A 24,745-nucleotide genomic window follows, 5' to 3' on the forward strand; every position below is an offset into this window, starting at 1 on the left:
AGGCTACCTGAAACTTTCAGGTAGCCTTTTGCTATTTCTACTTGGCTTTGGCAGAGTGATAACAGGGAAGGGCGGCTTGGATGTTTTAATAATGTGAGGAAATCTTGGTTTGTTAAGTTGCATTCGTTCCAGCTTCTTGCGTCAATAGAGCAGAAGCAAACTGATGCCTTGTATAGAAACAATAGAAAGGCTACCTGAAACTTTCAGGTAGTCTTTCTATTGTTGCAATTATGCTTGGAGCAAGCCGTCCATCCAGCCTAACCCGCTGCCAGATTGCGCAGCTCACGCACCGCATCGGCAATTTCGCCCGCTGTCAGGCCGATGGGGCCGATGCCGCGGGCGGCCAGCAGCTCTGCCGCCGTGCCGTGCATCCATACTGCCGCGCAGGCCGCATCTTGCATGGGCAGATGTTGCGCCAGCAGGGCAGCCATCAGGCCGCTCAATACGTCGCCGCTGCCAGCGGTTGCCAAGCCGGGGTTGCCGCTGTCGTTTTCATACACAATCCGCCCGTCTGGTGTGCACACCAAGGTTTTCGCACCTTTGAGCACCACATAGCTGCCGTAGCGCTCGGCAATATTGGAGGCTGCCAAATAGCGGTTACCCTGCACCTCTTCCACTGTAATACCCAGCAGGCGTGCCGCTTCCAGCGGATGAGGCGTGAGTACCACATTATTGGGCAAGAACATAGTCTCTACCGCCAGCAGGTTCAGCGCATCGGCATCCAGCAGCAGCGGTGCATCAGTATGGATGGCCGCTGCCGTGGTCTGCTCCAACAGCTGACACGAGGCATCGCTCATGCCCAAGCCGCAGCCAATAGCGTAAACGCTGATGTCGCGCCGTTGCACCAGCTGCGCGGCGGTGGTGATCATGATTTCCGGATAATTGGGCAGATACGGTATCGGCAGGCTGTTTTGCGCAAAACCGAGCCATACTTTGCCCGCCCCGCCTTTCAAGGCCGCGCTGGCCGCCAGCACCCCGGCGCCGGACATGCCGGCCGCGCTGCCCACCACAGCCACCGTGCCGAACGTGCCTTTATGGCTGTCTTCGGCCCGTGGTTTGATTAAAAGGGGGAAACGGAAACGGGCAGTATGCTGCCACTTCGCCAACTGCTGGGATAAATCTGCCATATCAAACCTCATGTTATTCAATTAGACAAATGCCAAGCAAACGGCATACCGAGAGTGCGGCCATTACGCCGAATATTGAGCTAGGGCAAACACGGTGCAGGCCGCCATTGACCCGGTGCCAGATCCAGCTGCCACAAATCCAACCGACCGATGCCCACGCGCACCAGCCGCAGGCAGGGATAGCCCGCCTTGGCCGTCATACGGCGCACTTGGCGGTTTTTGCCTTCGCTGATGCGGATTTCCAACCAAAAATCCGGCACGCTCTTGCGCACCCGAATCGGCGGAACACGCGGCCACAGGCAGTCGGTTTCCGATTTTTCAGGTAGCCTGATCTGCGCCGGGCGGGTAACGAAATCGCCCAAATCCACACCACGCTGCAACAAATCCAGTTTTGCTTCGTCCGGGCTGCCTTCGAGCTGCGCCCAATAGGTTTTCACCGTTTTGTGGCGCGGGTCGGCAATTTTGGCTTGCAGGCGGCCGTCGGCCGTGAGCAGCAGCAGCCCTTCACTGTCGGTGTCCAGCCGCCCGGCGGGATAAACATCGGGCAGTCCAATAAACTCTTTCAGCGAGCGGTGTTTCTCGTGCGGGCTGAATTGGCAGATAACCCCATAGGGCTTGTTGAAAACAATTAAATCAGACATGGTGTGCAGGCCGGTTGGGGTTTCAGGTAGCCTTTTGGGCTGGAATGGCTAGATTATATAGCTGAAATCAAAGCTATTCCAGCCACCCGCGCCCGTATTCCCAAGCAATGCGAGCCATCCGGCGGTATAATTGCCCTCGGCTGAGCTGAGGCTACCTGAAAACGCAAGCAGCAACGAAGTGGAAGCGTAGCGCCATTTCTGCCAAAGCCAAGGCCTAATCCTTATCTACATAGCGAGAACACCATGTCCCCAGCCCCCATCCGCACCGGCCGTGCTGCCGACCAACTGCGCCCCATCAGCATCACCCCCCATTTCCTGCCTCATGCCGACGGCTCTGTCCTGATTGCCTGCGGCAACACCAAAGTGATCTGCACCGCCAGCATCGACGAATCCGTCCCGCCCTTTCTGCGCGGCAAAAACCAAGGTTGGGTAACCGCCGAATACGGCATGCTTCCCGCCTCCACCGCCAGCCGTATGCGCCGCGAAGCCGCCCAAGGCAAGCAATCCGGCCGCACCCAGGAAATCCAACGCCTGATCGGCCGCTCCCTGCGTGCCGCCGTAGATTTAAGCCAGCTGGGCGAACGCCAAATCCTGATTGACTGCGACGTAATCCAAGCCGACGGCGGTACCCGAACCGCCAGCATCACCGGCGCATACGTCGCCCTGCATCTGGCTGTGGGCAAGCTCTTGGCCGCAGGCAAACTCGCGCACAGCCCAATCCGCGAAGCCGTGGCCGCCGTGTCGCTCGGCATCGTCGGCGGCGTGCCCCTGCTCGATTTGGACTACCCCGAAGACTCCGGTTGCGACAGCGACATCAACCTCGTGATGACCGCCTCCGGCAACATCATCGAAATCCAAGGCACCGCCGAAGGCGCCGCCTTCAGCCCCGCCGCACTCACCCAACTGCTCGCGCTCGGCCAAAAAGGCATTGCCGAACTGCTGCAACACCAGCAAGCCGCCATTGCAGCAGCCGGCTGAGGCTACCTGAAAGCCGGTTTAACGGCATGGTCCATTGCAATTTCGGTAAAGCAGCATTTTCAGGTAGCCCCAACACCGAACAGGCTACCTGAAAGTGCAGTATCAACGAAGTTAAAACCACCTATAACCCAAACAAGAGAAACCCATGAAACTCTACACCAGTCCCACTTCCCCCTACGGCCGCCTTGTCCTGCTCGCTGCCCTCCCGCGACATGATCTTGATTTCGCCATTGCCTATACTAACCCGTGGGAAAACCCCGCCGAGCTCCAAGCCCTCAACCCCTTCTCCCAAGTGCCCGTGCTGCAAACCGATAGCGGCACCGTGATCGGCAACAGCCCGTTTATTTTGGACTTCCTGCTCGGCCACCCTTTAAAAACCGCCGAACAAACCGCCACCGCCGCATTTGCCTTCTCCCTGCTCGACCAGCTGGTGAAACTCTTCGGCTTGCAAAAATTCAAAGCCGACAACACCCCCGACCACCCGCTCACCGAACGCGCCCGTGCCGCCTGCAGCCGAGGCCTGGCCGCCGCCCCGCAGCTGGATGCCGTCAGCAGCGATGTCGCCCACCTTGCGCTGGGCATGGCCTTGGTGTTCATGCAATACCGCCTGCCCGATTTGCAGCCACACCTCAGCCCCGACAACCAAAGCGCATTGGCACAATTCACCGCCCGCGCCGACGTGCGCGCCGTGTCGCCGGAAAACTTGGAAACCCGTCCCGCTACCTTGGCGCAGCTGCGGCAGGGTTTGGTTTAGCCCTATCCGTATCCCCGCCGATACGGCAAAGGCTACCTGAAAAACAGCGCTGCCAAATTTTCAGGTAGCCTGCTGTTATAATGCGTGCATCGCCAAAACAATACCGAAAGATAAGAAAGGATCGCCAGCATGAGTACCCCGCAAACCGCCATCATCCCGGAAACCATCACCGCCGCCATTTATATCGAGGCCGACGTGCGCGATAAGGCCAAAGTCAAAACCGCCTGCTGCGAAGCCCTCGCCGCGCTGGCAGACTGCCAAACCCGTTTCCACGGCCACGAGTTGGGCATGACCATCGCCTTCGGTGCAGACTTCTGGCGCAGCCTAAACCACAGCGGCGAAGGCGAAGAAATCCGCCCGTTCGTGCCGCTGGGCAACGGCCTGTGCCCGGCCACCCAGTGTGATGTGATGATTCATATCCAATCCACCCATACCGGCCTGAACTATCTGCTGGCAGAAAAGGTGCTGGCTGCTTTCGGCGAATCGCTTGAGGTGAAAAACGAAACCCACGGCTTCCGTATGCCGGAAGAGCGTGGGCTGGACGGCTTCGTGGACGGCACGGAAAACCCCCACGGCGATGAAGAAATCGCTGCCGTGGGCATCATTGCCGAAGGGAAAAGCGCGGGCGGCAGCTATGTGGTGCTGCAACAATACCTGCACGACCTGAAAAAATGGGACAGTATCAGCGTGAAAAAGCAGGAGCAGGCCGTTGGCCGCAGTAAAGTCGATAACATCGAATTCGCCCGTGAAGACCGTTTGCCCGATTCGCACCTGGGCCGCACCAACATCAAGGAAAACGGCGTCGGCCTGAAAATCGTGCGCCGCAGCCTGCCTTTCGGCCAAGTGAGCGGCGAGCACGGCCTGCAATTCATTGCCTATAGCGCCAGCCTGCACAATATCGATGAGCAGCTGAAATTCATGTTCGGCGAAAAAGACGGCAAAATTGACCTGCTGCTGAAACATATGTCCACCGCCAAGCGCAGCGCCTACTACTACGCGCCGAGCGTGGAGCGCTTGGCTGATCTGTGATGCTGCGGATTGGTTTGGTTGGTTGACAATACAAAGGCTACCTGAATTTCAGGTAGCCTTTAATCTGATGGGAACAAGGGTTGGCTTGCTATATAGTGAATTAAAATAAGAATGCTACAGCGTTGGCTCGACTTGCCGTATTGCTCATACTGTCTGCGGCTCGCCGCCTTGTCCCATTCTTAATTTTAATCCACTATAAAAGGCTACCTGAAAACGTTGCGGAACAGCGCCGCGTTTGTTTCAGGTAGCCTTACTTATCGCTATCAAGCAATCTAATTAATCAAACTGTTTCCTGATCAGCCGGTTTGCCGACGGCCATTTTGCCGATGATGCTGCCGAGCACAATCCCGGCCAGGGCGAAGGGCAGCCACTCCAGCGAATAGGCTTTCAACGGCAGTTGCTCGGTAAAGCCAGTACCGGCCACGGAGAGGATGGAAACCGCAGTAGCCAGGCCGGTAGCGAGGCGGTGGGCAAGCAGGGGCATCGGGCGGATGAAGTTGTCGATAATCAGCAGCAGCAAAATGGTCATGGCAATCGGGTAGAGCACCATCAGCACAGGCACGGATTTACCGATAACGGCGCTCAAGCCTTGGTTGGCCAGGATGAAGCTCACGAGGGTTACGGCGATGACGTAGCTGCTGTAGCGGATGCGCGGGAACAGGCCGTAGAAGAATTCGCCCACGGCGGTTACCAGTCCGACCGAGGTGGTGAGGCAGGCGAGGGTAACAATGATGCCGAACAGAATACGGCCGAAGCTGCCGAAGGTTTGGTAGGCGGCGGTATTGAGCAGGAAGGAGCCGATGTCTTGTTGTTTGGCAGCCAGGTCGGCCAGGGTGTCAGGCGACACGGGCAGGCGGTTGCTTACCCAGGCCAGGCCGACATAAATAATAGCCAGCGATACGGCGGCGATGATGCCGGCCACAAAAGTTTGCTTCATCACCACTTGGTTATCGCGCTGATCCGCCGGCATTTTGGCCTTAATGGCGTTGATCACAATTACGGAAAAGGCCACGGAGGCAAGCACGTCCATGGTTTGGTAGCCGCCGATAAACCCGGCCAAGAAGGCGGATTGGTCGCCAAAGTTGGCAGCCGGCATGGTGGGTGGATTGCCGTAGAGCCACCACACAGATTTGCCGATCAGGGCAAGGATGGCGATGAGCAGCGCAGGGGTGAGGATGGCGCCGATGCGCTCGACCATTTTGGAGGGGTTCAGGCTCAGCCACAGGGTAATGGCGTAGTAAACCACGGTGAAGGCGAGAAGCGAGGTGCGGCCGGCTTCACCGATAAAGGGCAACACGGCCATTTCGTAGGAGGTGGCGCCGGTGCGCGGGATGGCGAAGAAAGGGCCGATGGTGAGATAAATCGCCATCAGGAAAATGACGGCAAACCAAGGGTGGATGCGGGTGAGGGCGGTTTTGTAGCCGTTGTGGTAGAAGGCGCTTACCACGATGCCCAACAGCGGCAGACCGACGCCGGTGATCACGAAGCCGAGGAGGGTGCTCCAAAATTCGGGGCCGCTATTAAGGCCGAGGGTGGGCGGAAAAATCAGATTGCCGGCGCCGAAAAAGATGGCAAACAGCATAAAGCCGATAATAAAGGTATTCTTATTCATGAGTTTTCTGGTGGCTGCTATTGCGTGGATAGAGCCTGGAGCCGAGATAAAAAGGCGTTATCATACCGAATTGGCTGCTAAAGGGGTAGGGCGGTGAGCTAAATGGATTTTTACTGCGTTGAAATCGATGTTTTCAGGTAGCCTTTGGCCAGCTTGAGGCTACCTGAAAACCGATCTGCCTGAAACTTAAGCTTGCATGATGCAGGATATGTAAAACGCTTTATCCTTGCAGCGGGAAACAGTATAATTCGGCTCTTTCGCCGACGAATTAACCCTTTCTTTCCTTGCGCTGATTTTATGCCGCTGCTGTCTATCGAATTTGCTGCCTTTTTCCTGTGCTTCTTCCCTGTTTACTGGCTGTTGGCCAAGCATCCGCGCTGGCAGAATTGGCTGTTGCTGTTTGCCGGTTTGGGTTGGCTGTGGCATTTGCATTGGGGCTTTGCCGTGGCGGTATTGGTGTTTTCGTTGGGGATTACGCTGATTGCAGGCGGTTTGTCGCAAGGCAAAGCGCAGGCGGTACGGCGCAGATGGCTCGCGGCAGGCGTGCTGTTGGCGGTGTTAAATCTGTCGTTTTTCAAATATGTGGATTTTTTCCTGCCGCTGTTACAGCGCGGCGGGCAAGATGCGGCGCTGGGCATTTTGATGCCGCTGGGCATTTCCTACTACACCTTTCAAGGCGTGGCTTATTTGGTGTCGCTCTACCGCAATGAAGATGTGCGGCTCAAATGGCGCGAGCTTTTGCTGTATTTCAGCTTTTTCCCCACCATTACTTCCGGTCCGATTGCCCGTGCCGGCCAATTAAAAAGCATCTACGGCACAGATGGCGGCATGGCGGCGCAAATCCGCAGCGAACAGCCGCGCGTTATCATCCGCCCGGCATTGGCTATCGGCCTGATTGTGCTGGGTATCTGCAAAAAGTGGTGGCTGGCCGGGGCACTGGGCGGCAACTGGGTGGATCCGGTGTTTGAAAACCCGCTGCAATACGATGCCATCACGGTGCTCACTGCGATGTATGGCTATACCGTTCAGCTGTTTATGGATTTTTCCGGCTACACCGATTTAGTGGTGGGCATGGCCATGCTGCTCGGCTTTCAGCTGCCACAAAACTTCGCCATGCCGCTGCGCGCGTTTAACCTGCGCGATTTTTGGGACCGTTGGCACATCACGCTCTCCACTTGGATTCGTGACTACATCTATATCCCGCTGGGCGGCAGCCGCAAAGGCTGGTGGCGCACGCAAGTCAATTTGATGATTGCCATGCTGCTCTCCGGCATTTGGCACGGCCACGGCTGGAATTTTTTGCTGTGGGGCGCATTGCATGGCGTGGTACTGGTCGGGCTGAATATCGGCGACAAGATTTTGGGCGGGCGAGAGAAATTATCCGGCTCATCCCGCTTTGGCAAGCTGGTGGCGGTGCTGTTTACCGTCAACTTTGTCTGCCTCTCCTTTGTGGTATTCCGTACCGCAAGCCTGGCCGATGCCTGGCTGATGTTCCGCTCATTGTTCGGCGGTGGCGGCAGCGGCGTACCGGAGTTTGAAACCCTACTGGTGCTGGGGGCAATGGTGTTTGCGCTGGCTGCATATGGCCTTTTGGCCAAGCTGTTTAATGGTGCAGTGGCACTGTTGGAACGCCTGCCGATGTGGACATGGCCGCTGCCGATGGGCGCTGCGATGTGGCTGCTGATGGTGTTTGCTCCTTCCGGCATCCCCGGCTTTATGTATGCTAACTTTTAATAACTATAATAATAAGAAAGGATTAAGCAGTCATGAACCCCAGTAAAGCCAAGCGCAGAGCCAATAAGCACAAACACCGCGATCAAGCTGCCCGCCGTAAATCGAGCGTGGAAAAACGCCCAGAGCAGTTGGAGTTGCCGGTATCGATGCCGGAGCAAGTCGCAGCCAAGCCCGAATCGCAGGCCAAGGCTAAGGCCGCAGCCCAACATAAAACTAAACCTGCAGCCAAAGCGGCTAAAACTGAGACTACATCGCCCTCTCGTTTTCAGGTAGCCTCAGGCCAAACAGCCAGAGCAGGGCATAAAGCGCCACAGCGTAAACCAAAATCTGCGCAATATGCTACTGTACGGCCGGCCAAAACCGCCCGCCCCGTAGCAGATGCTGCCAGTCTGTCCAGTCCAGCATCGGATAAACAAAACAAACCTGCTTCGCCTGTGTGGCGGCTATATGTGGCCATGCTGCTCACTGCGCTGCTCACGGTGTGGTTCAGCCAAGATTCCATCAACGCCTATTGGCAGCAAACCTACCACCGCGCCAGTCCCTTGGAAAAACTAAACGACTACGGCTGGTGGCGCAGTGGCAGCCGTTGGCAACAGGCTGCTCTAGAGCGGCATGAAGCTGCCTTAAGCTGGCTGGAAACCAAAAATGAAAGCTGGCGCCAGCAGCATACCGCCGAGCATGCGCCACCGAGTATAGTAGTATTGCCTACTGAACCTACCGTGCCTTCTGAGGCTGAGGCTAAGCCTGCTTCTGCGCCAGTTGTAGCGCAAAACACTGCGCCCAAACCGCTGCCAGAGCGCGTGCAGCTTTCGGCTGGAGACAAAGTATTTTTTGCCGGCGATTCTATGATGGAAGGCGTAGCGCCGCATGTACAAAGATGGTTGAGCAGCCAATACGGCATCGATTCACTCAACCTTAGCCGCCAAAGCACCGGGCTGTCCTACCCCAGCTTCTTCGACTGGCCGGCTACTATAGAAAAAACCTTGCGGGAAGATCAAAAAATCAGGTTGCTGGTGGTGTTCCTGGGGCCGAACGACCCTTGGGATTTCCCCAATCCCGAACCGGGCACTCGAGGCTACCTGAAATTCCAAAGCCCAGAATGGGAACAGGTGTACCGACAGCGTATCGAACGCATTGTGACAGCCGCCAAGGCCGCCGATGTGCAGATTATTTGGCTGGGCGTGCCGCTGATGAAGAGCAGCCGACTCAATGCCCAAATGCGCTACCTAGACAGCCTGTTTGCCAGCGAGCTGGCCGGGAAAACCATCTGGTTGCCCACCGATAAAATCATGGGCGGCGAAGACGGGCAATACCGCGACAGCATCAGCATCAACGGGCAAACCGTCCGCTTGCGCAGCAAAGACGGTATTCATTTCACCATAAAGGGACAACAGTTTCTGGCCGACCAGATAGCAGGCCGTATCGACTACCGACCTGCCAATGCTGTTGCGCCAGCCACCCCTGCCGCCTCCGAAACCGTGATGGCGAGTGGAAAATCATAATTGAAGGATAGCTAGAGTAATGTTGTTTTCCAAAAAAGGCCGCAAGCTGGCCTTGATGACCGCCTGCCTGCTCGCCTGCCAGGCCTGCAGTGCCGAAACTGCCGCCCAAGGCACACCTGAAAAAGCCGAGCTTACTAACTACGGCAGCTGGCAGCCTGTGTGGCTCGACAAGCTGCAACGGCTCAACCGTGGCGGCGACGTAAAATTCCGTATCATCCAGCTGGGCGACTCCCATACCGCCGGCGACTACTTTACCAACGAATTGCGCACCCGTTTGCAGCAGCAGTGGGGCGATGGCGGCATCGGCTGGGTGTATCCCAACACCGTATCCGGCCAGCGTAATGCCCAAGTGCTGCATAGCAGCAGCGGTTGGCAGGTGTTGAGCAACCGTAATGCCCGTGCCGATTTTCCGCTGGGTGGTATTCTCAGCCGCTCCTCCGGCGGCGGTGGCAGCGTAACCGTTAATCCACGCACCCCCATCGGCGAAGCCCAGCAGATCACCATCACTGCCCGCCCCGTGTTTGCCGACAGCGAGCTCAAAGTACACGATTCGCAAGGCAGCCAAGTTGCCTCTCTGCCCAACCTCGGCAGCAACGCTTGGCAGTATTTTTCCTTTACCTCCCGGCTACCGCTCAGCTACCGCGCCCAAGCCGGCGATATTTGGGAAATCGGTCACATCAACATTGAAAACAACCGCCCCGGCGTAACCGTATCCGCCATGGGCATCAACGGCTCGCAACTCTCGCAATGGAGCGGCTGGCGTGCCGATTGGCAGCAGGACTTGTCGGCCACCCAGGCTGATTTGGTCATCCTGGCCTATGGCACCAACGAAGCGTTTAACAGCCACCTCGATATGGCGCAAACCAAGCGTATTTGGGCCGATACCATCCACAAAATCCGCGAAGCTCTGCCCGGCGCCGGCATCCTGATTATTGGTGCACCCGAGTCGCTTAAAGGGCGACACGGCCAATGCGGCCAACGCCCGCCTTATCTTGATGCCATGCAGCAAATGCAGCGCGACGTGGCGCAGCAGGAGCAAATCCTGTATTGGTCATGGCAGGCAGCTATGGGCGGCGCGTGCAGTATGAAGAGCTGGATGGCACAAGGTTTGGGTGCGCGCGACGGTGTACACTTCACCGCCCAAGGTTACCAAACCGCTGCCGGCAAACTGGCCGACGACCTTATCAAACTGGCTAATAAATAACCCGCTACACCGATTTCAGGTAGCCTCAGATACGAGGCTACCTGAAATCCAATTAATAAGTTGATTGCAGTTCAATCAATCCGGTGTAACCCAAGCAATAATTTTCAGGTAGCCTGCAATACATCCAAGGCTACCTGAAAATACAATAGGCCCATTACCCAAGGCCCATTACCCATTCGCTACGGAGCCCAAACCATGCCGCAACGCCAAGACATTATCCGCTGGTGCAACGAATTTTTGCGCACTGCCGAATTCCACGACTATGCCCCCAACGGCCTGCAGGTGGAAGGGCGGGAAGAAGTGCATAAAATCGTGTGTGCCGTTACCGCCAGCCAGGCCGCTATCGATTATGCCGTGGCGCAGGATGCCGATATGCTTTTGGTGCACCACGGCCTGTTTTGGAAAAGCGAGCCGATCACCATCACCGGCTGGAAACACCGCCGCATCGCTACGCTTATCCGGCACAGCATCAATATGGCCGGCTATCACCTGCCGCTCGATGCCCACCCTGAACTGGGTAATAACGCTCAGCTGGCATTACGCATGGGGTGGCACATAGAAGGCCAAACCGGTGAGCAAAACCTACTTATGTTCGGCACACCAGAGGCAGAGGCAGACGGCAATGCGCTGCTGGCTAACCTGGCTGAACGTTTGGGGCGCCAACCGGTATCTGCCGGTGATTTGTCGCGACCGGTGCGTAAGCTGGCTTGGTGTACCGGCGGGGCGCAGGGCTTTTTCCAACAGGCAATCGATATGGGCGCAGATGCCTTCGTTACCGGCGAGATTTCCGAAGCGCAATATCATTTGGCGCAGGAAAATGGCGTGCTGTTTGTGAGTGCCGGCCACCATGCTACCGAACGTTACGGCATCCAAGCGCTGTCGGCACGGCTGCAACAGGAGTGGCCGCTGGAATGCTTGTTCTTTGATGAAGATAATCCGGCTTGAGTTGAACTGGGCAGTGTAATCTTTACATTTTGTTTTTCAGGTAGCCTTTGTTTGCATTTTTATCATGTGAACAAGCTGTTGCATTGTTGCACTTATGCCCACGCAACCTGCCGTGGTAAGACAAATCTTTACTTTATTTCAAATATTGCTTTAAGTGTTGATTTAGATTAAGGTAAAATCACGCCGCTGCGTTATTGGCAGCATTGAGGCCTTTGCAAAGTTTACCGCTCTGCGGTGCCACAACGGCTGTTGTGCAAAGGCCTCAGTATTTCGGATTTTCAGAGTATTAGGATGATTGAGTAATGACTAACCAAGAAATCAATCAGGAACGGCGGCGCTTTTTAGTGCTGGCCACTGCCGGCGCCGCCGGCGTGGGCGCACTAGGGGTAGCCACGCCTTTCGTTGCCAGCTTTTTCCCTTCGGAAAAGGCTAAAGCGGCCGGTGCGCCGATCGACATCGATGTGAGCAAAATCGAAGCCGGCCAGTTGGTTACCGCCGAATGGCGCGGCAAGCCAATCTGGGTGCTCAATCGCACCGAGCAGCAGTTGAAGGATTTGCCTTCCTTAAACGGTGAATTGGTCGATCCCTCCTCCACTGCTGCCGACCAGCAGCCGGAATACTGCCAAAATGAACTGCGCTCCATTAAAGGCAAAGATAATATCTGGGTGGCCATCGGTATTTGTACCCACTTGGGTTGCTCGCCCACTTTCCGTCCCGACCTCGCTCCTGCCGATTTAGGAGCGAACTGGAAGGGCGGTTTCTTCTGCCCCTGCCACGGCTCCAAATTCGACTTGGCCGGCCGCGTGTTCAAAGGCGTGCCAGCACCGTCCAATCTGGTGATTCCTCCTTATAAATACCTGTCTGAAACCACCATCCGTGTGGGCGAAGACGGCTGATACCGGGGAACAAATCATGACCAATCAAACCAATAATAAAGCCAAAGCATTGCTCGACTGGGTGGACGCGCGTTTCCCCCTTTCTAGAATGATGAAGGAACACGTAACCGAATATTACGCACCGAAAAACTTCAATTTTTGGTATTTTTTCGGTTCGCTGGCCTTGCTGGTGCTGGTGATTCAAATTGTCAGCGGCATCTTCCTCACCATGAACTACAAGCCAGACGGTAACTTGAACCAATACCATCTGCCTGCTGCGTTTACCGCAGTGGAATACATCATGCGCGATGTGTCCGGCGGCTGGATTATCCGCTATATGCACTCTACCGGCGCCTCGATGTTCTTCATCGTGGTGTATCTGCACATGTTCCGCGGCCTGATTTACGGCTCGTTCAAAAAACCGCGCGAGCTCGTGTGGGTGTGTGGCGCACTGATTTTCCTCGCCCTGATGGCAGAAGCCTTTATGGGCTACCTGCTGCCTTGGGGCCAAATGTCGTTTTGGGGTGCGCAGGTAATCATTAATCTGTTCGGCGCCATCCCCGTAATCGGCCCGGATTTGTCCACTTGGATTCGCGGCGACTTTAACGTTTCCGACGTTACGCTCAACCGCTTCTTCGCCTTGCACGTGATTGCTGTGCCGCTGGTGCTGGTTGGCCTGGTGGTGGCACATCTGATTGCACTGCATGAAGTGGGTTCCAACAACCCCGACGGCGTGGAAATTAAAAAACTGAAAGATGAAAACGGTATCCCACTCGACGGCATCCCTTTCCATCCGTATTACACCGTGAAAGACATTTTGGGCGTGGTGGTATTCCTAATTGTATTCTGCTCCATCATGTTCTTTGCCCCTGAAGGCGGTGGCTACTTCCTCGAAGCCCCCAACTTTGATCCGGCCAACTCGCTGAAAACTCCGGCACACATTGCTCCGGTGTGGTATTTCACTCCGTTCTACGCCATCTTGCGCGCTATTCCTTCGTTTGCTGGCACGCAGGTGTGGGGTGTAATCGGCATGGGTGCGGCAGTGATTTTGATTGCCCTCCTGCCTTGGCTTGATCGCTCGCCGGTGAAATCTGTGCGCTACCGCAACACCACCTTCAAAACCATGCTGGTGCTGTTCCTGATTGCCTTCATCGGTTTAGGTATTCTCGGTGCGCAAGTGGCTACTGATCTTAGAACAGAAATTGCCCAATCGTTCACGATTTTCTATTTCCTGTTCTTCCTCGGTATGCCGATTTACACCAGTCCTGAGCGTCCGAGCCTGGCTGCGTTTACACAGCAGCTGCGCTCTCGTCCATTGGCTGCGCTGTTTGCCGCAGGCTGGGTGGGCGGCGTGATGCTGATTGCAGTGCTGGTAAGTATTTACGATCTCTACCTGCTTGCCCGCCTGTTTTTCGCCGACCCGTTCCAAATTCAAACCCTGCTGATCCGTGTGTTCTCAGTACTGTATATGGCCTTCTTCTTTGTTGGCACGCTGCTGAACACCAAGCTGAATGTGGATCAAGCAGTGCCGGAACGTGTAACCATGAGCACTACCCGCCAAAAAATCATGTTCTTCGTGTATGCAGCCATTACATTGGCGGGTGCGTATCTGTTTGCCAACAGCATTTAACAGGAGCGGCGAAATGAAAAAACAATGGAAAAACTGGCTGGCCGCGCTGATGTTGGCCTTGCCGCTAAGTGCCAACGCCTCCGGCGGCGGCCACTACGAACATGTAGATATCGACTTGGGTGACCAAGTGAGCCTGCAACGCGGCGCACAAATTTTCGCCAACTACTGCCTTTCCTGCCATTCGGCCAGCGGCATGCGCTACAACCGCTTGCAGGACTTGGGCTTGAGCGAAGACGAAATCCGCAAAAATCTGATGTTCACCACCGATAAAACCGGCGATGTGATGCAGTCTGCCATGAATCCGGAAGATGCCAAACGCTGGTTTGGTGCCGAGCCGCCGGATTTAACCCTGATTGCCCGTTCGCGCGGTGCGGATTACCTCTACGCCTATTTGCGCGGTTTCTATAAAGACCCGAGCCGCCCCACCGGCTGGAACAACTTGGTGTTCGACAAAGTCGGCATGCCGCACCCCTTGTGGGAGCAACAGGGTATCCGCGCAGTGGAGCTCGACAGCAAAGGTCAGCCCGTGATGGTGAAAGACGAACACGGCAACCTGGTGCCCAAACTGTATTGGGAAGCCACCGGCCTGCATAGCCGCCGCCTGCCTAACGGCGAAGTGAGCGCCAAAGAGTTCGACCGCTACGCCAAAGACCTCGTGGCCTATCTGGTGTATATGGGCGAACCCGCGCAGCTGCAACGCAAACAAATCGGCTACGGCGTGTTGCTGTTCCTGTTTGCTATCATGCTGCCGTTGGCCTACTTCCTGAAAAAGGAATACTGGAAGGACGTGCACTAAGCAGTACCGCATCAAGAAACGCAGGTTGGCAACAGCCTGCGTTTTGGTTTGGGAGAAAAGGCTACCTGAAAAACCAGAACGGCAGTTTGGTTCCAGCTAGTCTCAAACCAGTGCAGGCTACCTGAAATCGTAAACCATCAGCCAAGCAAGCCAAAGGCTGAATAACGGTATCCACCAAAGTACCTGATATACTAAATACTTAAAACCACAGTAGCCATATTCCAGCTAGCCTTCAAGCAATTCAGGCTACCTGAAACTTCACCAAAGAGCCACCGAATGCAAGCCTTCATCGAAGAAGCCTACCGGCTGTTCGCCCCTTATACGGTTCATTTCCCACTCAACATCTGCACCTGCGCATGCTGCATGCCAGAAGACTGCCAGCACGAGTTGTTAAGTTATCGGCTGCGCGAGATTCCTGCTAACAACTTGGCCGGTTATCTGGGCAGCGTGCCGCTGGCAGACGAAGCCGCCACCGCGCGCGATATGAAGCATTTCCTGCCGCGCATTTTGCAGGCCTTGGTAAATGATGAAGATGTGCGTTCTCTCGACGAAATGCTGCTCGACAAATTGCGCTGCGACCTGCCCGAATGCTGGCCGGAAGATGAAATCCGCTGGCTGCACCGTTTTGCTGCCGCCTGGTTTGCACACCAAATCGCCGCTCCGCGCTACGAAGGCTGCCTGTCCACATGGCTCGTCATGTTCCACTTTGCAGGCCTTGACGTAACCGATAAACTGCTCACCCTATGGACGAAATCTGCTTCTGAAACCAACGCCCTGCGTGAATTTATCGGCCTGTATCTGACCATACCCTATGGTGCAAACGAACCGGACTGGGATAAAGTCTGTTATTTCCCCGACCATCGCCCGCATCGTGAGCATCTAGTCACCAAGCTTTCCGTCTGGTTCGCCGCCCCGCACACCTGCGCCACCTTTCGCCGCGCTTTTGAGCAAGCCTTGCTGGCCGGCTGCGAAAAGCCGGAGGAAACCCTGCTTTGGGAACAATGCTACGACTGGCTGGCTTGAAGGCTACCTGAAAAAACGGCCGAGCAATTTGTGCCACTTAGCAACCCACGTTGTTTGAGCCTCACTACCGCACCGCTTACAACCGACCTTGAGCTTGCTCCAGAGTAGGGCGGCTTTACCATTTTGCTTGCCAATAAAAAGCATTTTCTCAATAAAAGCAAATCCGTCATCCATCCCATAAAAGGCTACCTGAAACCCAATCGCCGCGGTTTTCAGGTAGCCTTTCTTCCACCTGCCAAAGGCTAGCGGCAATTTGCCGCTCGGTTTTGGCTGGCTTTCAGGTAGCCTGCTTATTGTGCGCTATAATCCCACTGTTTTTATTCCACACAAACGGTTGCCCAAATGCGCAAAACCCTCCTCCTCGTTGACGGCTCTTCTTATCTTTACCGCGCTTATCACGCAATGGCGCAATTGACCGCGCCTGACGGTGCGCCGACGGGTGCGCTTTATGGCGTGTTGAATATGCTGCGTCGTCTGCGGGCGGATTATGTGCACGATTATTGCGCGGTGGTGTTTGATGCGAAGGGCAAGAATTTCCGCCACGAGATGTTCCCCGACTACAAGGCGACGCGTCCGCCGATGCCGGACGATTTGCGCCCGCAGGCGGAAGCCTTGCCGGATTTGGTGCGGCTGATGGGCTGGCCGGTGCTGGTGATTCCGCAAGTCGAAGCGGATGATGTTATCGGCACGCTGGCGGCGATGGCCGGCGAAGCGGGTTGGAATGTGGTGGTGTCGACCGGCGATAAGGACATGGCGCAGTTGGTGAACGATCGCGTGACGCTGGTGAACACGATGAGCGGCGAAACGCTGGACATTGAAGGCGTGAAGGCGAAATTCGGCGTGCGCCCCGACCAAATCCGCGATTATCTCGCGCTGATGGGTGACAAGGTGGACAACGTGCCGGGCGTGGAGAAGTGCGGTCCCAAAACGGCGGTGAAGTGGCTGGAATCCTACGGCTCGCTGGCCGGTGTGATGGAACACGCTGCGGAAATCAAAGGTAAGGTCGGCGAAAACCTGCAAGCCGCGCTGCCCCAACTGCCGCTGTCGTATGATTTGGTGACGATTAAAACCGATGTGGACTTGCACGCGGAGCTTTCAGACGGCCTCGAAAGCCTGCGCCGTACTTCGCCGAAATGGTCGCAGCTTGCGGTCGATTTCAAACGCTGGGGCTTCCGCACTTGGTTGAAAGAAGCGGAAAGCCGTATGCACGAAGCGGCGGACGGCGATTTGTTCGGCAGCGATACGATAGGCGAACAGGCGGCGTTGGGGCTACCTGAAAATGGCGGAACGTCGTCTGAAAAAATCATAGAACATGCCCCCGCCCCCGAAAAGCTGGATTATCAAGCCGTTACCACTGAAGCGCAGTTTGCCGCTTTGTTAGACAGACTGTCGCAGGCGGACACAATCGGCATCGATACGGAAACCACGTCCCTAGACGCGATGAACGCCGCGCTGGTCGGCATCAGCATCGCGTTCCAGGCAGGCGAAGCAGTTTACATCCCCGTAGGACACAGTCTGACCGCCGCGCCCGAACAACTTGATTTGCAAGACGTATTAGGTCGTCTGAAACCGCATTTGGAAAACCCCGAACTGAAAAAAATAGGGCAAAACCTCAAATACGACCAACACGTTTTCGCCAACTACGGCATCGCCCTGAACGGCATTGCCGGCGACGCCATGCTCGCTTCCTACATCATCGAGAGCCATCTCGGACACGGCTTGGACGAATTGTCCGAACGCTGGCTGGGCTTGGAAACCATTACCTACGAATCGCTGTGCGGCAAAGGCGCGAAGCAAATCGGTTTTGCCGACGTCGCCATCGAGCAAGCGACCGAATACGCCGCACAAGACGCCGATTTCGCCCTGCGCCTCGAAGCACACCTGCGCGCGCAAATGGACGCCAAACAGCTTGAAATGTATGAAAAAATGGAGCTTCCCGTCGCGCAAGTATTGTTTGAAATGGAGCGCAACGGCGTGCAAATCGACCGCGCCGAACTCGCCAGCCAAAGCGCGGAACTCGGCGCCGAGCTGATGAAGCTCGAACAAGAAGCCTATGCCGCCGCAGGCCAGCCGTTCAACCTCAACTCGCCCAAACAGCTGCAAGAAATCCTGTTCGACAAAATGGGCATCCCCACCAAAGGCCTGAAAAAAACCGCCAAAGGCGGCATTTCCACCAACGAAGCCGTGTTGGAACAGCTCGCGCCCGACTACCCCCTGCCCAAAATCATTCTGCAAAACCGCAGCCTGGCAAAGCTCAAATCCACCTACACCGACAAACTGCCCGAAATGATTTCCCCCAAAGACGGCCGCGTGCATACCACCTACGCCCAAGCAGTCGCCATTACCGGCCGCCTCGCCAGCAACAACCCCAACCTGCAAAACATCCCCATCCGCACCGCCGAAGGCCGCCGCGTGCGCCGCGCCTTCACCGCACCGCAAGGCAGCGTCATCGTTTCCGCCGACTATTCCCAAATCGAGCTGCGCATCATGGCGCACCTCTCCGGCGACAAAACCCTCATCGCCGCGTTCCAAAACGGCGAAGACGTACACCGCCGCACCGCCGCCGAAGTATTCGGCATCGCCTCCGAAAACGTCTCGTCCGAACAACGCCGCTACGCCAAAACCATCAACTTCGGCCTGATTTACGGCATGGGTCAATACGGCCTCGCCAAATCGCTGGGTATAGACAACCTGTCCGCCAAAACCTTCATCGACCGCTACTTCGCCCGCTACCCCGGCGTCGCCGAATACATGCAGCGCACCAAAGAACAAGCCGCCGCGCAAGGCTTCGTCGAAACCCTGTTCGGCCGCCGCCTCTACCTGCCCGACATCCGCAACAAAAACGCCAACGCCCGCGCCGGAGCCGAACGCGCCGCCATCAACGCCCCCATGCAAGGCACCGCCTCCGACCTCATCAAACGCGCCATGATAGACGTATCCCGCTGGCTTTCAGACGACCTCTTGCAAAGCAAACTGATTATGCAGGTGCATGACGAACTGGTGCTGGAAGTCCCAGAAGCCGAACTGGATTTAGTGAAAGAAAAACTGCCGCAGATTATGGCGAAAGTGGACGAAGGAATGTTGAAAGTGCCGCTGGTGGCTGAAGTGGGCGTGGGAATGAATTGGGAAGAGGCGCATTGAGATGGTACGGCGTTTAACCGATTGTTTTGAGAAAGGGATAAAGGAATGAGTGTTTGGAGTTTAATTAACAAAGGTGCAAAGTTATTCAAAAACAAAAAATTTGACGAAGCGATTGAGAAGCTGAATCAGGCTTTAGATGGAATTGAAGATAAAAATAGCCAAATTCAAGAGCAAAATGAGATTCAAGCTGGGTTAGGCCGCTGCTATTTGGAGCAGGCGAAGCAAGCCGAAGGACAGGAAGCAGCTAAGTTGTTTGAGCAGGCAGTTAAACATCACCAACAGCAATTAAGGCTTGCCAAACAACTGACAGACGAACAAAACAGCCTTCAACAACAACTCAATGCCGAAGGTTGGCTGGGTCGTTGTTATTTAGAACAGGCCTTTGCAATTAAAGATAAAAAAACTTCTCAAGCTAAAATATTGGTCAAGCGAGCAGAGGGATGTTTTTCATCTGTTGATAGTCGTTTATCACAACTGATTGATAAATCTGAAGAAGAAAAGTTAAAAAAGAGAATTAATGAATTATTACGAGACTCTTATTTTCTCCAAGAAGAAAAGTGGGAACGTTATTTTGAACAGAAAAAACAGGGAATACAGGAAAAATTATTTATAAATAAAGAAGATAGCTTAAATGATGCTATCTCCACCATTCTGGCAGTTTTAAATATTCCGCCTATCGAATTGGGGGCGATTCCACTTTCTCATTACACTTCGCCTTCAGTATGCGAAAGATTATTCGGTATTGTCAGCGATAAAACTAATGATAAAGCCGATGATAACGATCCTGTTGACAGTAACAAGGTTAGTCCGATGAGAATCGGCAGCTCCACCTACATGAATGACCCGACTGAAGGAGAAGGGCTGTTGGAGTTGCTGAATATGCAGGATTTAGAATTGGAAAATAAAGCCGATTGTCCTGACTATAATGCTTTTTTTACCTGTTTTTCCAGCCGTGTAAACGATTTGAACCAGTTCCGTCTGTATGGCAAAGAAAACAGCGTAGAAGCATCGGGCTGTTGTTTGGTATTTAATAAAGAGGGAAATTGGCTGAAGGAATCTGATGTTTCTGCCTCATTCCGTAGCATGGTAAAAAAAGGGGGAGATGGATATTCAGGTGAACAGCTAGCAGAAGCAGATATACCTAATTCAGATTTTGAAGATGATAACCTGCCGCTTTATCAGGTAGCTTATATCGCTTATTACGATGAGTATATTGCTAAGGAAAAATGCACAATATGGCTACCCGATGCAAGAAGACCAAAATTCGGTATTCGATTAAAGCCTGTCGGGAAAAATCTAAAATGGCATAAATTCCGTATTAAGGAGCTTAGAGCAGCGTTAATGAAGTTAATTAAGAACTCTAATAAAATCAAAAATGAAGACAGAAAGGTTTTAGAATATATCCGCTATCTGTTTAAAGATTTTGCTTTCCGCGACGAGGAAGAGTTCCGCCTGTTGAAAATCGAACAAATAGGTTCGGACAAAATCGAATATTGCCCAACCACAAAATCCGTCTATCTGCCTTATGCCGATATACGCGATATTGTGGATGAAGTGATTTTGGGGACGAATTATGAAAAGAGCGGAAATAATCGCAAGGCGGAAGTGTTTCAGCACTTAATGCGGAAGCATTATCCAAAAGTTAAAGTTTCCCGCTCGTCGTTGCCGATTAATGCTAACCTCCCTATTAGGAAAGAATAGCAGGCTATCATTTATAACCCATGTACTACTGCTTGGTTTATCAGTTACCAAAAAGGCTACCTGAAATTTTCAGGTAGCCTTTCTTTTTCATGCCGATAAACTCAACCGCTCTTACTGCGTCAATACATCCACACCCTGCGGCGGGGTGAAGCGGAATTGGCTGCGGGAGAGGTTGGGGCGTGTATTCAAGTTATTGAACTTGATGGTGGTTTGGTTGCCGAAGCTGTCTTTCAGGCGCATTTCGGCAAGGTCGTCGCCTTTGAAACCAAGGCGGATGTATTGGTAGCCGGCGTTGGAGCGTTTGGGCGTGGCCAAAACGTAGTCGATGCCGCCGGCGGAGCCGTCTTCTTTCAGGGTGTAGCTGGCGGAGAGGGCGTCTTTATTGGAGAGGATGGCGGCGGGGCTGTCGCCGATGGCTTGGTTTTGCGCGGTTTTGGTGATTTGCGCCAAATCAATGTCGTAGAGCCAAATGTGGCTGCCGTCACCTACGATGGTTTGTTTGTAGGGGCTGGTATATTCCCATTTGAAGAGGCCGGGTCGCAGGATGCTGAAGCGGCCTTGGGCATTGCGGGTTTTGTTGCGGCTTTGCACGCTTTGGCTGAAGCTGCCGCTGATGCCGTCGGTGTCGGCGTTGAATTTTTGCAGGGCTTCGATGCCGCCGGCTTGGGCGTTACCGATGGCCATAGCCAAAACGGCTGCGGCAGCTAGGCGGAAGGTTTGGGTTTTCATCGTTTTTCCTTATGTGCGAATCAAAACGGAATGCGGCGCATTGTACCAGCTTGGGTGCGGCGGGGCAGGGCGGTTGGAATTGTAAAGACGGTGCAGCAAATGGATTTTTCCGCTACAGCAAGGTATTAGGCAGAGTAGGGTGGCAAATTTTTAACCGGATTTTATTCCTGCGCTATAATTCGCGGCTGTGGTAAGCGGCGGTAAAGGTTGCGCCAGATACTTTTCAGGTAGCCTTCAACCGCCTTCTTTGGAGAACCTTATGATTCAAGCGGTATTATTCGATTTAGACGGCACATTGGCCGACACTGCATTGGATTTGGGCGGCGCGCTCAACCGCCTTTTGGCCAGAAACGGCCTGCCTGCCGTACCGATGGCGCAAATCCGGCCGGTGGCCAGCCACGGCGCCAACTATCTGATTAAGCTGGGCACTGGCATTGAAAAAGGCCATCCCGACCACCCGCGCTGGCGGCAGGAATATTTGGCCGAATACGAGCACGGTTTTTGCGATGAAACCGTGTTGTTTGAAGGCATCAACCCCATGCTCGAGCAGCTCGCCCGCCGCAGTATTGCCTGGGGCATCATCACCAATAAGCCACACCGTTTTACCAGCCTGCTCGTGCCCGAACTGGGCTTTATTGCTCCGCCTGCGGTGGTGGTGAGCGGTGATACTTGTGCCGAATCCAAACCCAGCACGCTGCCGATGCACCATGCCTGTCGGCAAATCGGTATTGCACCGGAGCATTGCCTGTATGTGGGCGATGCCGAGCGCGATATGGTGGCGGGCAAAAGCGCCGGGATGGCCACGGCCTTGGCCAACTGGGGCTACATTGCCGAGAGCGACCCGGTGCACGAATGGCCGGCCGATGCGCGGCTGGATGTGCCCGGACAGATTTTGGATTTGCTGTAGCTGAATAGCTTGACTTTTACCCAACGGAGAACGTCTTATGAAGAAAATCAGTTTATTGCTGCCGATTTGTGCTGCACTGGCTTTAAGCGGTTGTTTTATGTCGCAGAAATCGCAAATCGTACACCGCGAAGTGCCGTATAACGCGCAAAATCAAGCAAGACTACGCATCTACGGCCAATACGGCCGCGATGTGGTACGCATGATTCCAAATAGCACCTGCGAGCAATGGGCAGAAAAACAAGGCCGCCGTCGTCATACCCGTTTCACCGGCGGCCTGCCGCGCCGCATCCGTAACCTCTCGGTGGGCATGCCTGCTACTCAGCGCAGCAACACCGTGAATGCCGATACCGGCGTGGTGTTCCGCGAGTCGTATAAAGAATTTGTGGTGCCCGCTGGCAAAGCGCTGGTGCTCGACGGCGCGTTTTCCAGTGAAACCACCAGCCAGGTAAACCGTTGCCGACTTGCCGCCAGCCTCACCCCGCAGGCTGGTAAAGATTATGAAGTGCAGTATTCACGCGGTGGAAACGGCTGCGATGTGGCTGTAGTGGAAATCCTGCCGCAGGCCAATGGCGAAGTACATCCCACCCGCCCCGCGTCCATCCAGTATTGCCCGATGCCGGCCACCAGCTATTGAGCAGCAAAGGCTGGCTGAAAGCGTAGGCTGCAAAGAAACTCAAGCAGCAATCAGGTTTTCAGGTAGCCTGTTATTCGCCTAGAGGCTACCTGAAAACATCGTTCACAGTTTCAGGTAGCCTTCCTTCCTAAGGAAAACTCATGTCCTTTTCCCTCATCATCATTGGCGACGAAATCCTGCATGGTAGCCGCCAAGACAAACACTTCGCCTTTTTCAAGCAGCTGCTCAAAGAGCGAGGCCTGCAGCTCGATTCCGTGCAATACCTGCCCGACAACCGCCAAATCCTCATCCACCGCCTGCGCCAAAGTTTTGCCGAAGGCCTGCCGACATTCGTTACTGGTGGCATCGGCAGCACGCCCGACGACCACACCCGCCAAGCCGCTGCCGAAGCCCTCGGCCTGCCGCTGGCGCTGCACCCGCAGGCCGCCGCCAACATCGAAGCCGTATCCCTCAAACACGGCGACAGCCTCGACAGCCACGGCCACCAAATCCGCCTGCGCATGGCCGAGTTTCCCCAAGGCAGCAGCCTGATTCCCAATCCCTACAACAACATCGCCGGCTTTTCCATCCGCGAACACTACTTCCTTCCCGGCTTCCCCGTGATGGCACAGCCCATGGCTGCCTGGGTGCTCGATGAATACTACGCCCATCTCCAACACCAAACCGAACGCCGCAGCATCAGCGCCTGGATCGATTTGCCCGAATCCCGCATCAGCACCCTGATGGCTGACATTGAACAGCGCTATCCCGGCATCCGCAGCTTCAGCCTGCCCGCCACTCCCACCGCCCAGCAACGCTACCGCCTGCTGTTCGGCCTCAAAGCCGAAGGCGAAGCCTGCGCATGGCTAAACCAGGCCTGGCAGCAAGCCGAAGCCGGCTTGAAAGAGCAGGGTGCCACCCAGATTGAGCTGGCACCGGAAGACGTGTAAGCAGCAAGAAAACAGTTTCAGGTAGCCTTTAGCATGATTGAGGCTACCTGAAATTTTTATGGCTAAAACACGGCCATAAAAGGCTACCTGAAAAATATTTCATAATTTCTGTATTGACAGAAATTAAAGATGCAAATAAACTCTGCCGCACTATGAGACTGAATCCGACCACTGAAAAATTTATCCTGCATTGGGGCGAGATGGGCTCCAAATGGGGCGTGAACCGTAGCGTGGCGCAGATCCATGCGCTGCTGTATATCATCGGGCGGCCGATGAATGCCGAAGAAATTTGCGAAACACTGGGCATGGCTCGCTCTAATGTTTCCAACAGTATCAAAGAATTGCAAGGCATGTTATTGGTGCACACCGTGCACATCATGGGCGACAGGCGCGACCATTTCGCCACTTCGGATGACGTGTGGACGCTATTCCGCACCATTGCCGAAGTGCGGATGCAGCGCGAAATCGAGCCCACCCGGCAGTTTTTGCAAACCTTAATCGACAGCCCGGAATTTGCGCAGGAAAACGAGGCCGTGCAGCAGAAAATCCGGCAAACCAACGATTTCATCGGCACCCTCACCATCTGGGCCAATGAAATGCTGAAACTTTCCACAGGCACCATGGTGAAGATTTTGAAGCTGGGCGCGGGCATTCAGAAATTTTTCCGTTGAAACAGTTTGCAGGTGAATAGGCCACCTGAAACATTACCGGATATTTTCAGGTAGCCTTGCCTGAGGGATGTAAATTCTTAAATTTATGCGGATAATTCCGCTAAATTTTTGAATCTTTATTTCTCTATAGACAGAAATTTAGGAAATAATAAATAAACTAGTTTCAGGTAGCCTGCATCATTA

At 54.6% G+C, this 24,745-nt stretch carries 21 protein-coding genes; 17 read left to right on the top strand and 4 right to left on the bottom strand.

The genetic code is table 11. From position 1 onward, the window contains the following. Positions 1-257 precede the first annotated feature (257 nt). The gene (locus HMPREF2796_RS07940) at positions 258-1,127 is read right to left on the bottom strand and encodes an NAD(P)H-hydrate dehydratase (RefSeq protein WP_070632699.1); all 870 of its coding nucleotides are present in this window, start codon (positions 1,125-1,127) and stop codon (positions 258-260) included. An 80-nt stretch (positions 1,128-1,207) separates the two neighbouring features. Further along, positions 1,208-1,768 carry a pseudouridine synthase gene (locus HMPREF2796_RS07945; protein ID WP_070632700.1) on the bottom strand — a complete coding sequence of 187 codons (561 nt, stop codon included), beginning with the start codon at positions 1,766-1,768 and terminating at the stop codon, positions 1,208-1,210. 243 nt (positions 1,769-2,011) lie between these two features. Between HMPREF2796_RS07945 and rph the strand changes: the two genes are divergently transcribed. The 3 genes from rph to HMPREF2796_RS07960 all read left to right on the top strand — a co-directional run bounded on the left by rph (position 2,012) and on the right by HMPREF2796_RS07960 (position 4,529). Next, positions 2,012-2,746, top strand: coding sequence for a ribonuclease PH (gene rph, locus HMPREF2796_RS07950; RefSeq protein ID WP_070632702.1), 735 nt, complete (start codon positions 2,012-2,014; stop codon positions 2,744-2,746). A gap of 145 nt (positions 2,747-2,891) precedes the next feature. Further along, positions 2,892-3,500, top strand: coding sequence for a glutathione S-transferase family protein (locus HMPREF2796_RS07955; protein ID WP_070632704.1), 609 nt, complete (start codon positions 2,892-2,894; stop codon positions 3,498-3,500). A gap of 129 nt (positions 3,501-3,629) precedes the next feature. Next, on the top strand, positions 3,630-4,529 hold the full coding sequence (locus HMPREF2796_RS07960) for a Dyp-type peroxidase (protein ID WP_070632705.1): 900 nt from the start codon (positions 3,630-3,632) through the stop codon (positions 4,527-4,529). A gap of 280 nt (positions 4,530-4,809) precedes the next feature. Here the strand turns inward: HMPREF2796_RS07960 and brnQ are convergent, their stop codons facing one another. Beyond that, positions 4,810-6,141, bottom strand: a complete 1,332-nt coding sequence (brnQ, locus tag HMPREF2796_RS07965) for a branched-chain amino acid transport system II carrier protein (protein WP_070632707.1) — start codon at positions 6,139-6,141, stop codon at positions 4,810-4,812. A 297-nt stretch (positions 6,142-6,438) separates the two neighbouring features. Between brnQ and HMPREF2796_RS07970 the strand changes: the two genes are divergently transcribed. The 10 genes from HMPREF2796_RS07970 (at position 6,439) to HMPREF2796_RS08020 (ending at position 20,692) form a co-directional block, all read left to right on the top strand. Continuing rightward, positions 6,439-7,875, top strand: a complete 1,437-nt coding sequence (locus HMPREF2796_RS07970; RefSeq protein ID WP_070632709.1) for an MBOAT family O-acyltransferase — start codon at positions 6,439-6,441, stop codon at positions 7,873-7,875. A 455-nt stretch (positions 7,876-8,330) separates the two neighbouring features. Beyond that, complete coding sequence (locus tag HMPREF2796_RS07975) at positions 8,331-9,377, top strand: SGNH/GDSL hydrolase family protein (RefSeq protein ID WP_240070302.1); 1,047 nt, start codon at positions 8,331-8,333, stop codon at positions 9,375-9,377. Positions 9,378-9,396: 19 nt separating this feature from the next. Beyond that, positions 9,397-10,581 (top strand): SGNH/GDSL hydrolase family protein, encoded by a 1,185-nt coding sequence (locus HMPREF2796_RS07980; RefSeq protein ID WP_049258761.1) that lies wholly within the window; start codon positions 9,397-9,399, stop codon positions 10,579-10,581. A gap of 195 nt (positions 10,582-10,776) precedes the next feature. After that, a complete protein-coding gene (locus HMPREF2796_RS07985; RefSeq protein ID WP_070632713.1) occupies positions 10,777-11,526 on the top strand; it encodes a Nif3-like dinuclear metal center hexameric protein in 750 nt (249 codons plus the stop codon). Between the two features lie 302 nt (positions 11,527-11,828). Further along, positions 11,829-12,422 carry a ubiquinol-cytochrome c reductase iron-sulfur subunit gene (gene petA, locus HMPREF2796_RS07990; RefSeq protein ID WP_064084824.1) on the top strand — a complete coding sequence of 198 codons (594 nt, stop codon included), beginning with the start codon at positions 11,829-11,831 and terminating at the stop codon, positions 12,420-12,422. Between the two features lie 16 nt (positions 12,423-12,438). Beyond that, positions 12,439-14,031, top strand: coding sequence for a cytochrome b (locus HMPREF2796_RS07995; protein ID WP_070632715.1), 1,593 nt, complete (start codon positions 12,439-12,441; stop codon positions 14,029-14,031). A 13-nt stretch (positions 14,032-14,044) separates the two neighbouring features. Beyond that, positions 14,045-14,827: a cytochrome c1 gene (locus HMPREF2796_RS08000; RefSeq protein ID WP_049258764.1), complete on the top strand. Its 783-nt coding sequence runs from the start codon at positions 14,045-14,047 to the stop codon at positions 14,825-14,827. 276 nt (positions 14,828-15,103) lie between these two features. Further along, positions 15,104-15,850, top strand: coding sequence for a hypothetical protein (locus HMPREF2796_RS08005; RefSeq protein WP_070632717.1), 747 nt, complete (start codon positions 15,104-15,106; stop codon positions 15,848-15,850). Positions 15,851-16,192: 342 nt separating this feature from the next. Further along, complete coding sequence (gene polA, locus HMPREF2796_RS08015) at positions 16,193-18,991, top strand: DNA polymerase I (protein WP_070632721.1); 2,799 nt, start codon at positions 16,193-16,195, stop codon at positions 18,989-18,991. Between the two features lie 45 nt (positions 18,992-19,036). Continuing rightward, the gene (locus HMPREF2796_RS08020) at positions 19,037-20,692 is read left to right on the top strand and encodes a tetratricopeptide repeat protein (RefSeq protein WP_070632724.1); all 1,656 of its coding nucleotides are present in this window, start codon (positions 19,037-19,039) and stop codon (positions 20,690-20,692) included. A gap of 111 nt (positions 20,693-20,803) precedes the next feature. Here HMPREF2796_RS08020 and lolA read toward each other — a convergent pair whose 3' ends face one another. Further along, a complete protein-coding gene (lolA, locus tag HMPREF2796_RS08025) occupies positions 20,804-21,421 on the bottom strand; it encodes an outer membrane lipoprotein periplasmic chaperone LolA (protein ID WP_070632726.1) in 618 nt (205 codons plus the stop codon). Positions 21,422-21,680: 259 nt separating this feature from the next. Here lolA and HMPREF2796_RS08030 point away from each other — a divergent pair, with 259 nt between their 5' ends. From HMPREF2796_RS08030 to HMPREF2796_RS08045, 4 genes are all read left to right on the top strand, one after another. Next, a complete protein-coding gene (locus HMPREF2796_RS08030; RefSeq protein ID WP_070632728.1) occupies positions 21,681-22,328 on the top strand; it encodes an HAD family hydrolase in 648 nt (215 codons plus the stop codon). A 37-nt stretch (positions 22,329-22,365) separates the two neighbouring features. Continuing rightward, positions 22,366-22,962 (top strand): hypothetical protein, encoded by a 597-nt coding sequence (locus HMPREF2796_RS08035; RefSeq protein WP_070632730.1) that lies wholly within the window; start codon positions 22,366-22,368, stop codon positions 22,960-22,962. A gap of 140 nt (positions 22,963-23,102) precedes the next feature. After that, a complete protein-coding gene (locus tag HMPREF2796_RS08040; RefSeq protein WP_070632732.1) occupies positions 23,103-23,891 on the top strand; it encodes a competence/damage-inducible protein A in 789 nt (262 codons plus the stop codon). A 152-nt stretch (positions 23,892-24,043) separates the two neighbouring features. After that, positions 24,044-24,562: a GbsR/MarR family transcriptional regulator gene (locus HMPREF2796_RS08045; RefSeq protein WP_070632734.1), complete on the top strand. Its 519-nt coding sequence runs from the start codon at positions 24,044-24,046 to the stop codon at positions 24,560-24,562. Positions 24,563-24,745: the final 183 nt, after the last annotated feature.

It is taken from the genome of Eikenella sp. HMSC071B05, assembly GCF_001811325.1.
In the GTDB taxonomy this organism is placed as follows: domain Bacteria; phylum Pseudomonadota; class Gammaproteobacteria; order Burkholderiales; family Neisseriaceae; genus Eikenella; species Eikenella corrodens.

What these genes read in the sequence shown, in the direction of transcription:
- HMPREF2796_RS08005 (WP_070632717.1), top strand. Translation starts at nt 15,104, where the DNA reads ATGCAAGCCTTCATCGAAGAAGCCTACCGGCTGTTCGCCCCTTATACG.
- HMPREF2796_RS08035 (WP_070632730.1), top strand. Translation starts at nt 22,366, where the DNA reads ATGAAGAAAATCAGTTTATTGCTGCCGATTTGTGCTGCACTGGCTTTA.
- HMPREF2796_RS07940 (WP_070632699.1), bottom strand. Translation starts at nt 1,127, where the DNA reads ATGGCAGATTTATCCCAGCAGTTGGCGAAGTGGCAGCATACTGCCCGT.
- HMPREF2796_RS07945 (WP_070632700.1), bottom strand. Translation starts at nt 1,768, where the DNA reads ATGTCTGATTTAATTGTTTTCAACAAGCCCTATGGGGTTATCTGCCAA.
- HMPREF2796_RS08020 (WP_070632724.1), top strand. Translation starts at nt 19,037, where the DNA reads ATGAGTGTTTGGAGTTTAATTAACAAAGGTGCAAAGTTATTCAAAAAC.
- brnQ (WP_070632707.1), bottom strand. Translation starts at nt 6,141, where the DNA reads ATGAATAAGAATACCTTTATTATCGGCTTTATGCTGTTTGCCATCTTT.
- HMPREF2796_RS07980 (WP_049258761.1), top strand. Translation starts at nt 9,397, where the DNA reads ATGTTGTTTTCCAAAAAAGGCCGCAAGCTGGCCTTGATGACCGCCTGC.
- polA (WP_070632721.1), top strand. Translation starts at nt 16,193, where the DNA reads ATGCGCAAAACCCTCCTCCTCGTTGACGGCTCTTCTTATCTTTACCGC.
- rph (WP_070632702.1), top strand. Translation starts at nt 2,012, where the DNA reads ATGTCCCCAGCCCCCATCCGCACCGGCCGTGCTGCCGACCAACTGCGC.
- HMPREF2796_RS08040 (WP_070632732.1), top strand. Translation starts at nt 23,103, where the DNA reads ATGTCCTTTTCCCTCATCATCATTGGCGACGAAATCCTGCATGGTAGC.
- HMPREF2796_RS07985 (WP_070632713.1), top strand. Translation starts at nt 10,777, where the DNA reads ATGCCGCAACGCCAAGACATTATCCGCTGGTGCAACGAATTTTTGCGC.
- HMPREF2796_RS08045 (WP_070632734.1), top strand. Translation starts at nt 24,044, where the DNA reads ATGAGACTGAATCCGACCACTGAAAAATTTATCCTGCATTGGGGCGAG.
- HMPREF2796_RS07955 (WP_070632704.1), top strand. Translation starts at nt 2,892, where the DNA reads ATGAAACTCTACACCAGTCCCACTTCCCCCTACGGCCGCCTTGTCCTG.
- HMPREF2796_RS07995 (WP_070632715.1), top strand. Translation starts at nt 12,439, where the DNA reads ATGACCAATCAAACCAATAATAAAGCCAAAGCATTGCTCGACTGGGTG.
- HMPREF2796_RS08030 (WP_070632728.1), top strand. Translation starts at nt 21,681, where the DNA reads ATGATTCAAGCGGTATTATTCGATTTAGACGGCACATTGGCCGACACT.
- HMPREF2796_RS08000 (WP_049258764.1), top strand. Translation starts at nt 14,045, where the DNA reads ATGAAAAAACAATGGAAAAACTGGCTGGCCGCGCTGATGTTGGCCTTG.
- HMPREF2796_RS07975 (WP_240070302.1), top strand. Translation starts at nt 8,331, where the DNA reads ATGCTGCTCACTGCGCTGCTCACGGTGTGGTTCAGCCAAGATTCCATC.
- HMPREF2796_RS07970 (WP_070632709.1), top strand. Translation starts at nt 6,439, where the DNA reads ATGCCGCTGCTGTCTATCGAATTTGCTGCCTTTTTCCTGTGCTTCTTC.
- lolA (WP_070632726.1), bottom strand. Translation starts at nt 21,421, where the DNA reads ATGAAAACCCAAACCTTCCGCCTAGCTGCCGCAGCCGTTTTGGCTATG.
- HMPREF2796_RS07960 (WP_070632705.1), top strand. Translation starts at nt 3,630, where the DNA reads ATGAGTACCCCGCAAACCGCCATCATCCCGGAAACCATCACCGCCGCC.
- petA (WP_064084824.1), top strand. Translation starts at nt 11,829, where the DNA reads ATGACTAACCAAGAAATCAATCAGGAACGGCGGCGCTTTTTAGTGCTG.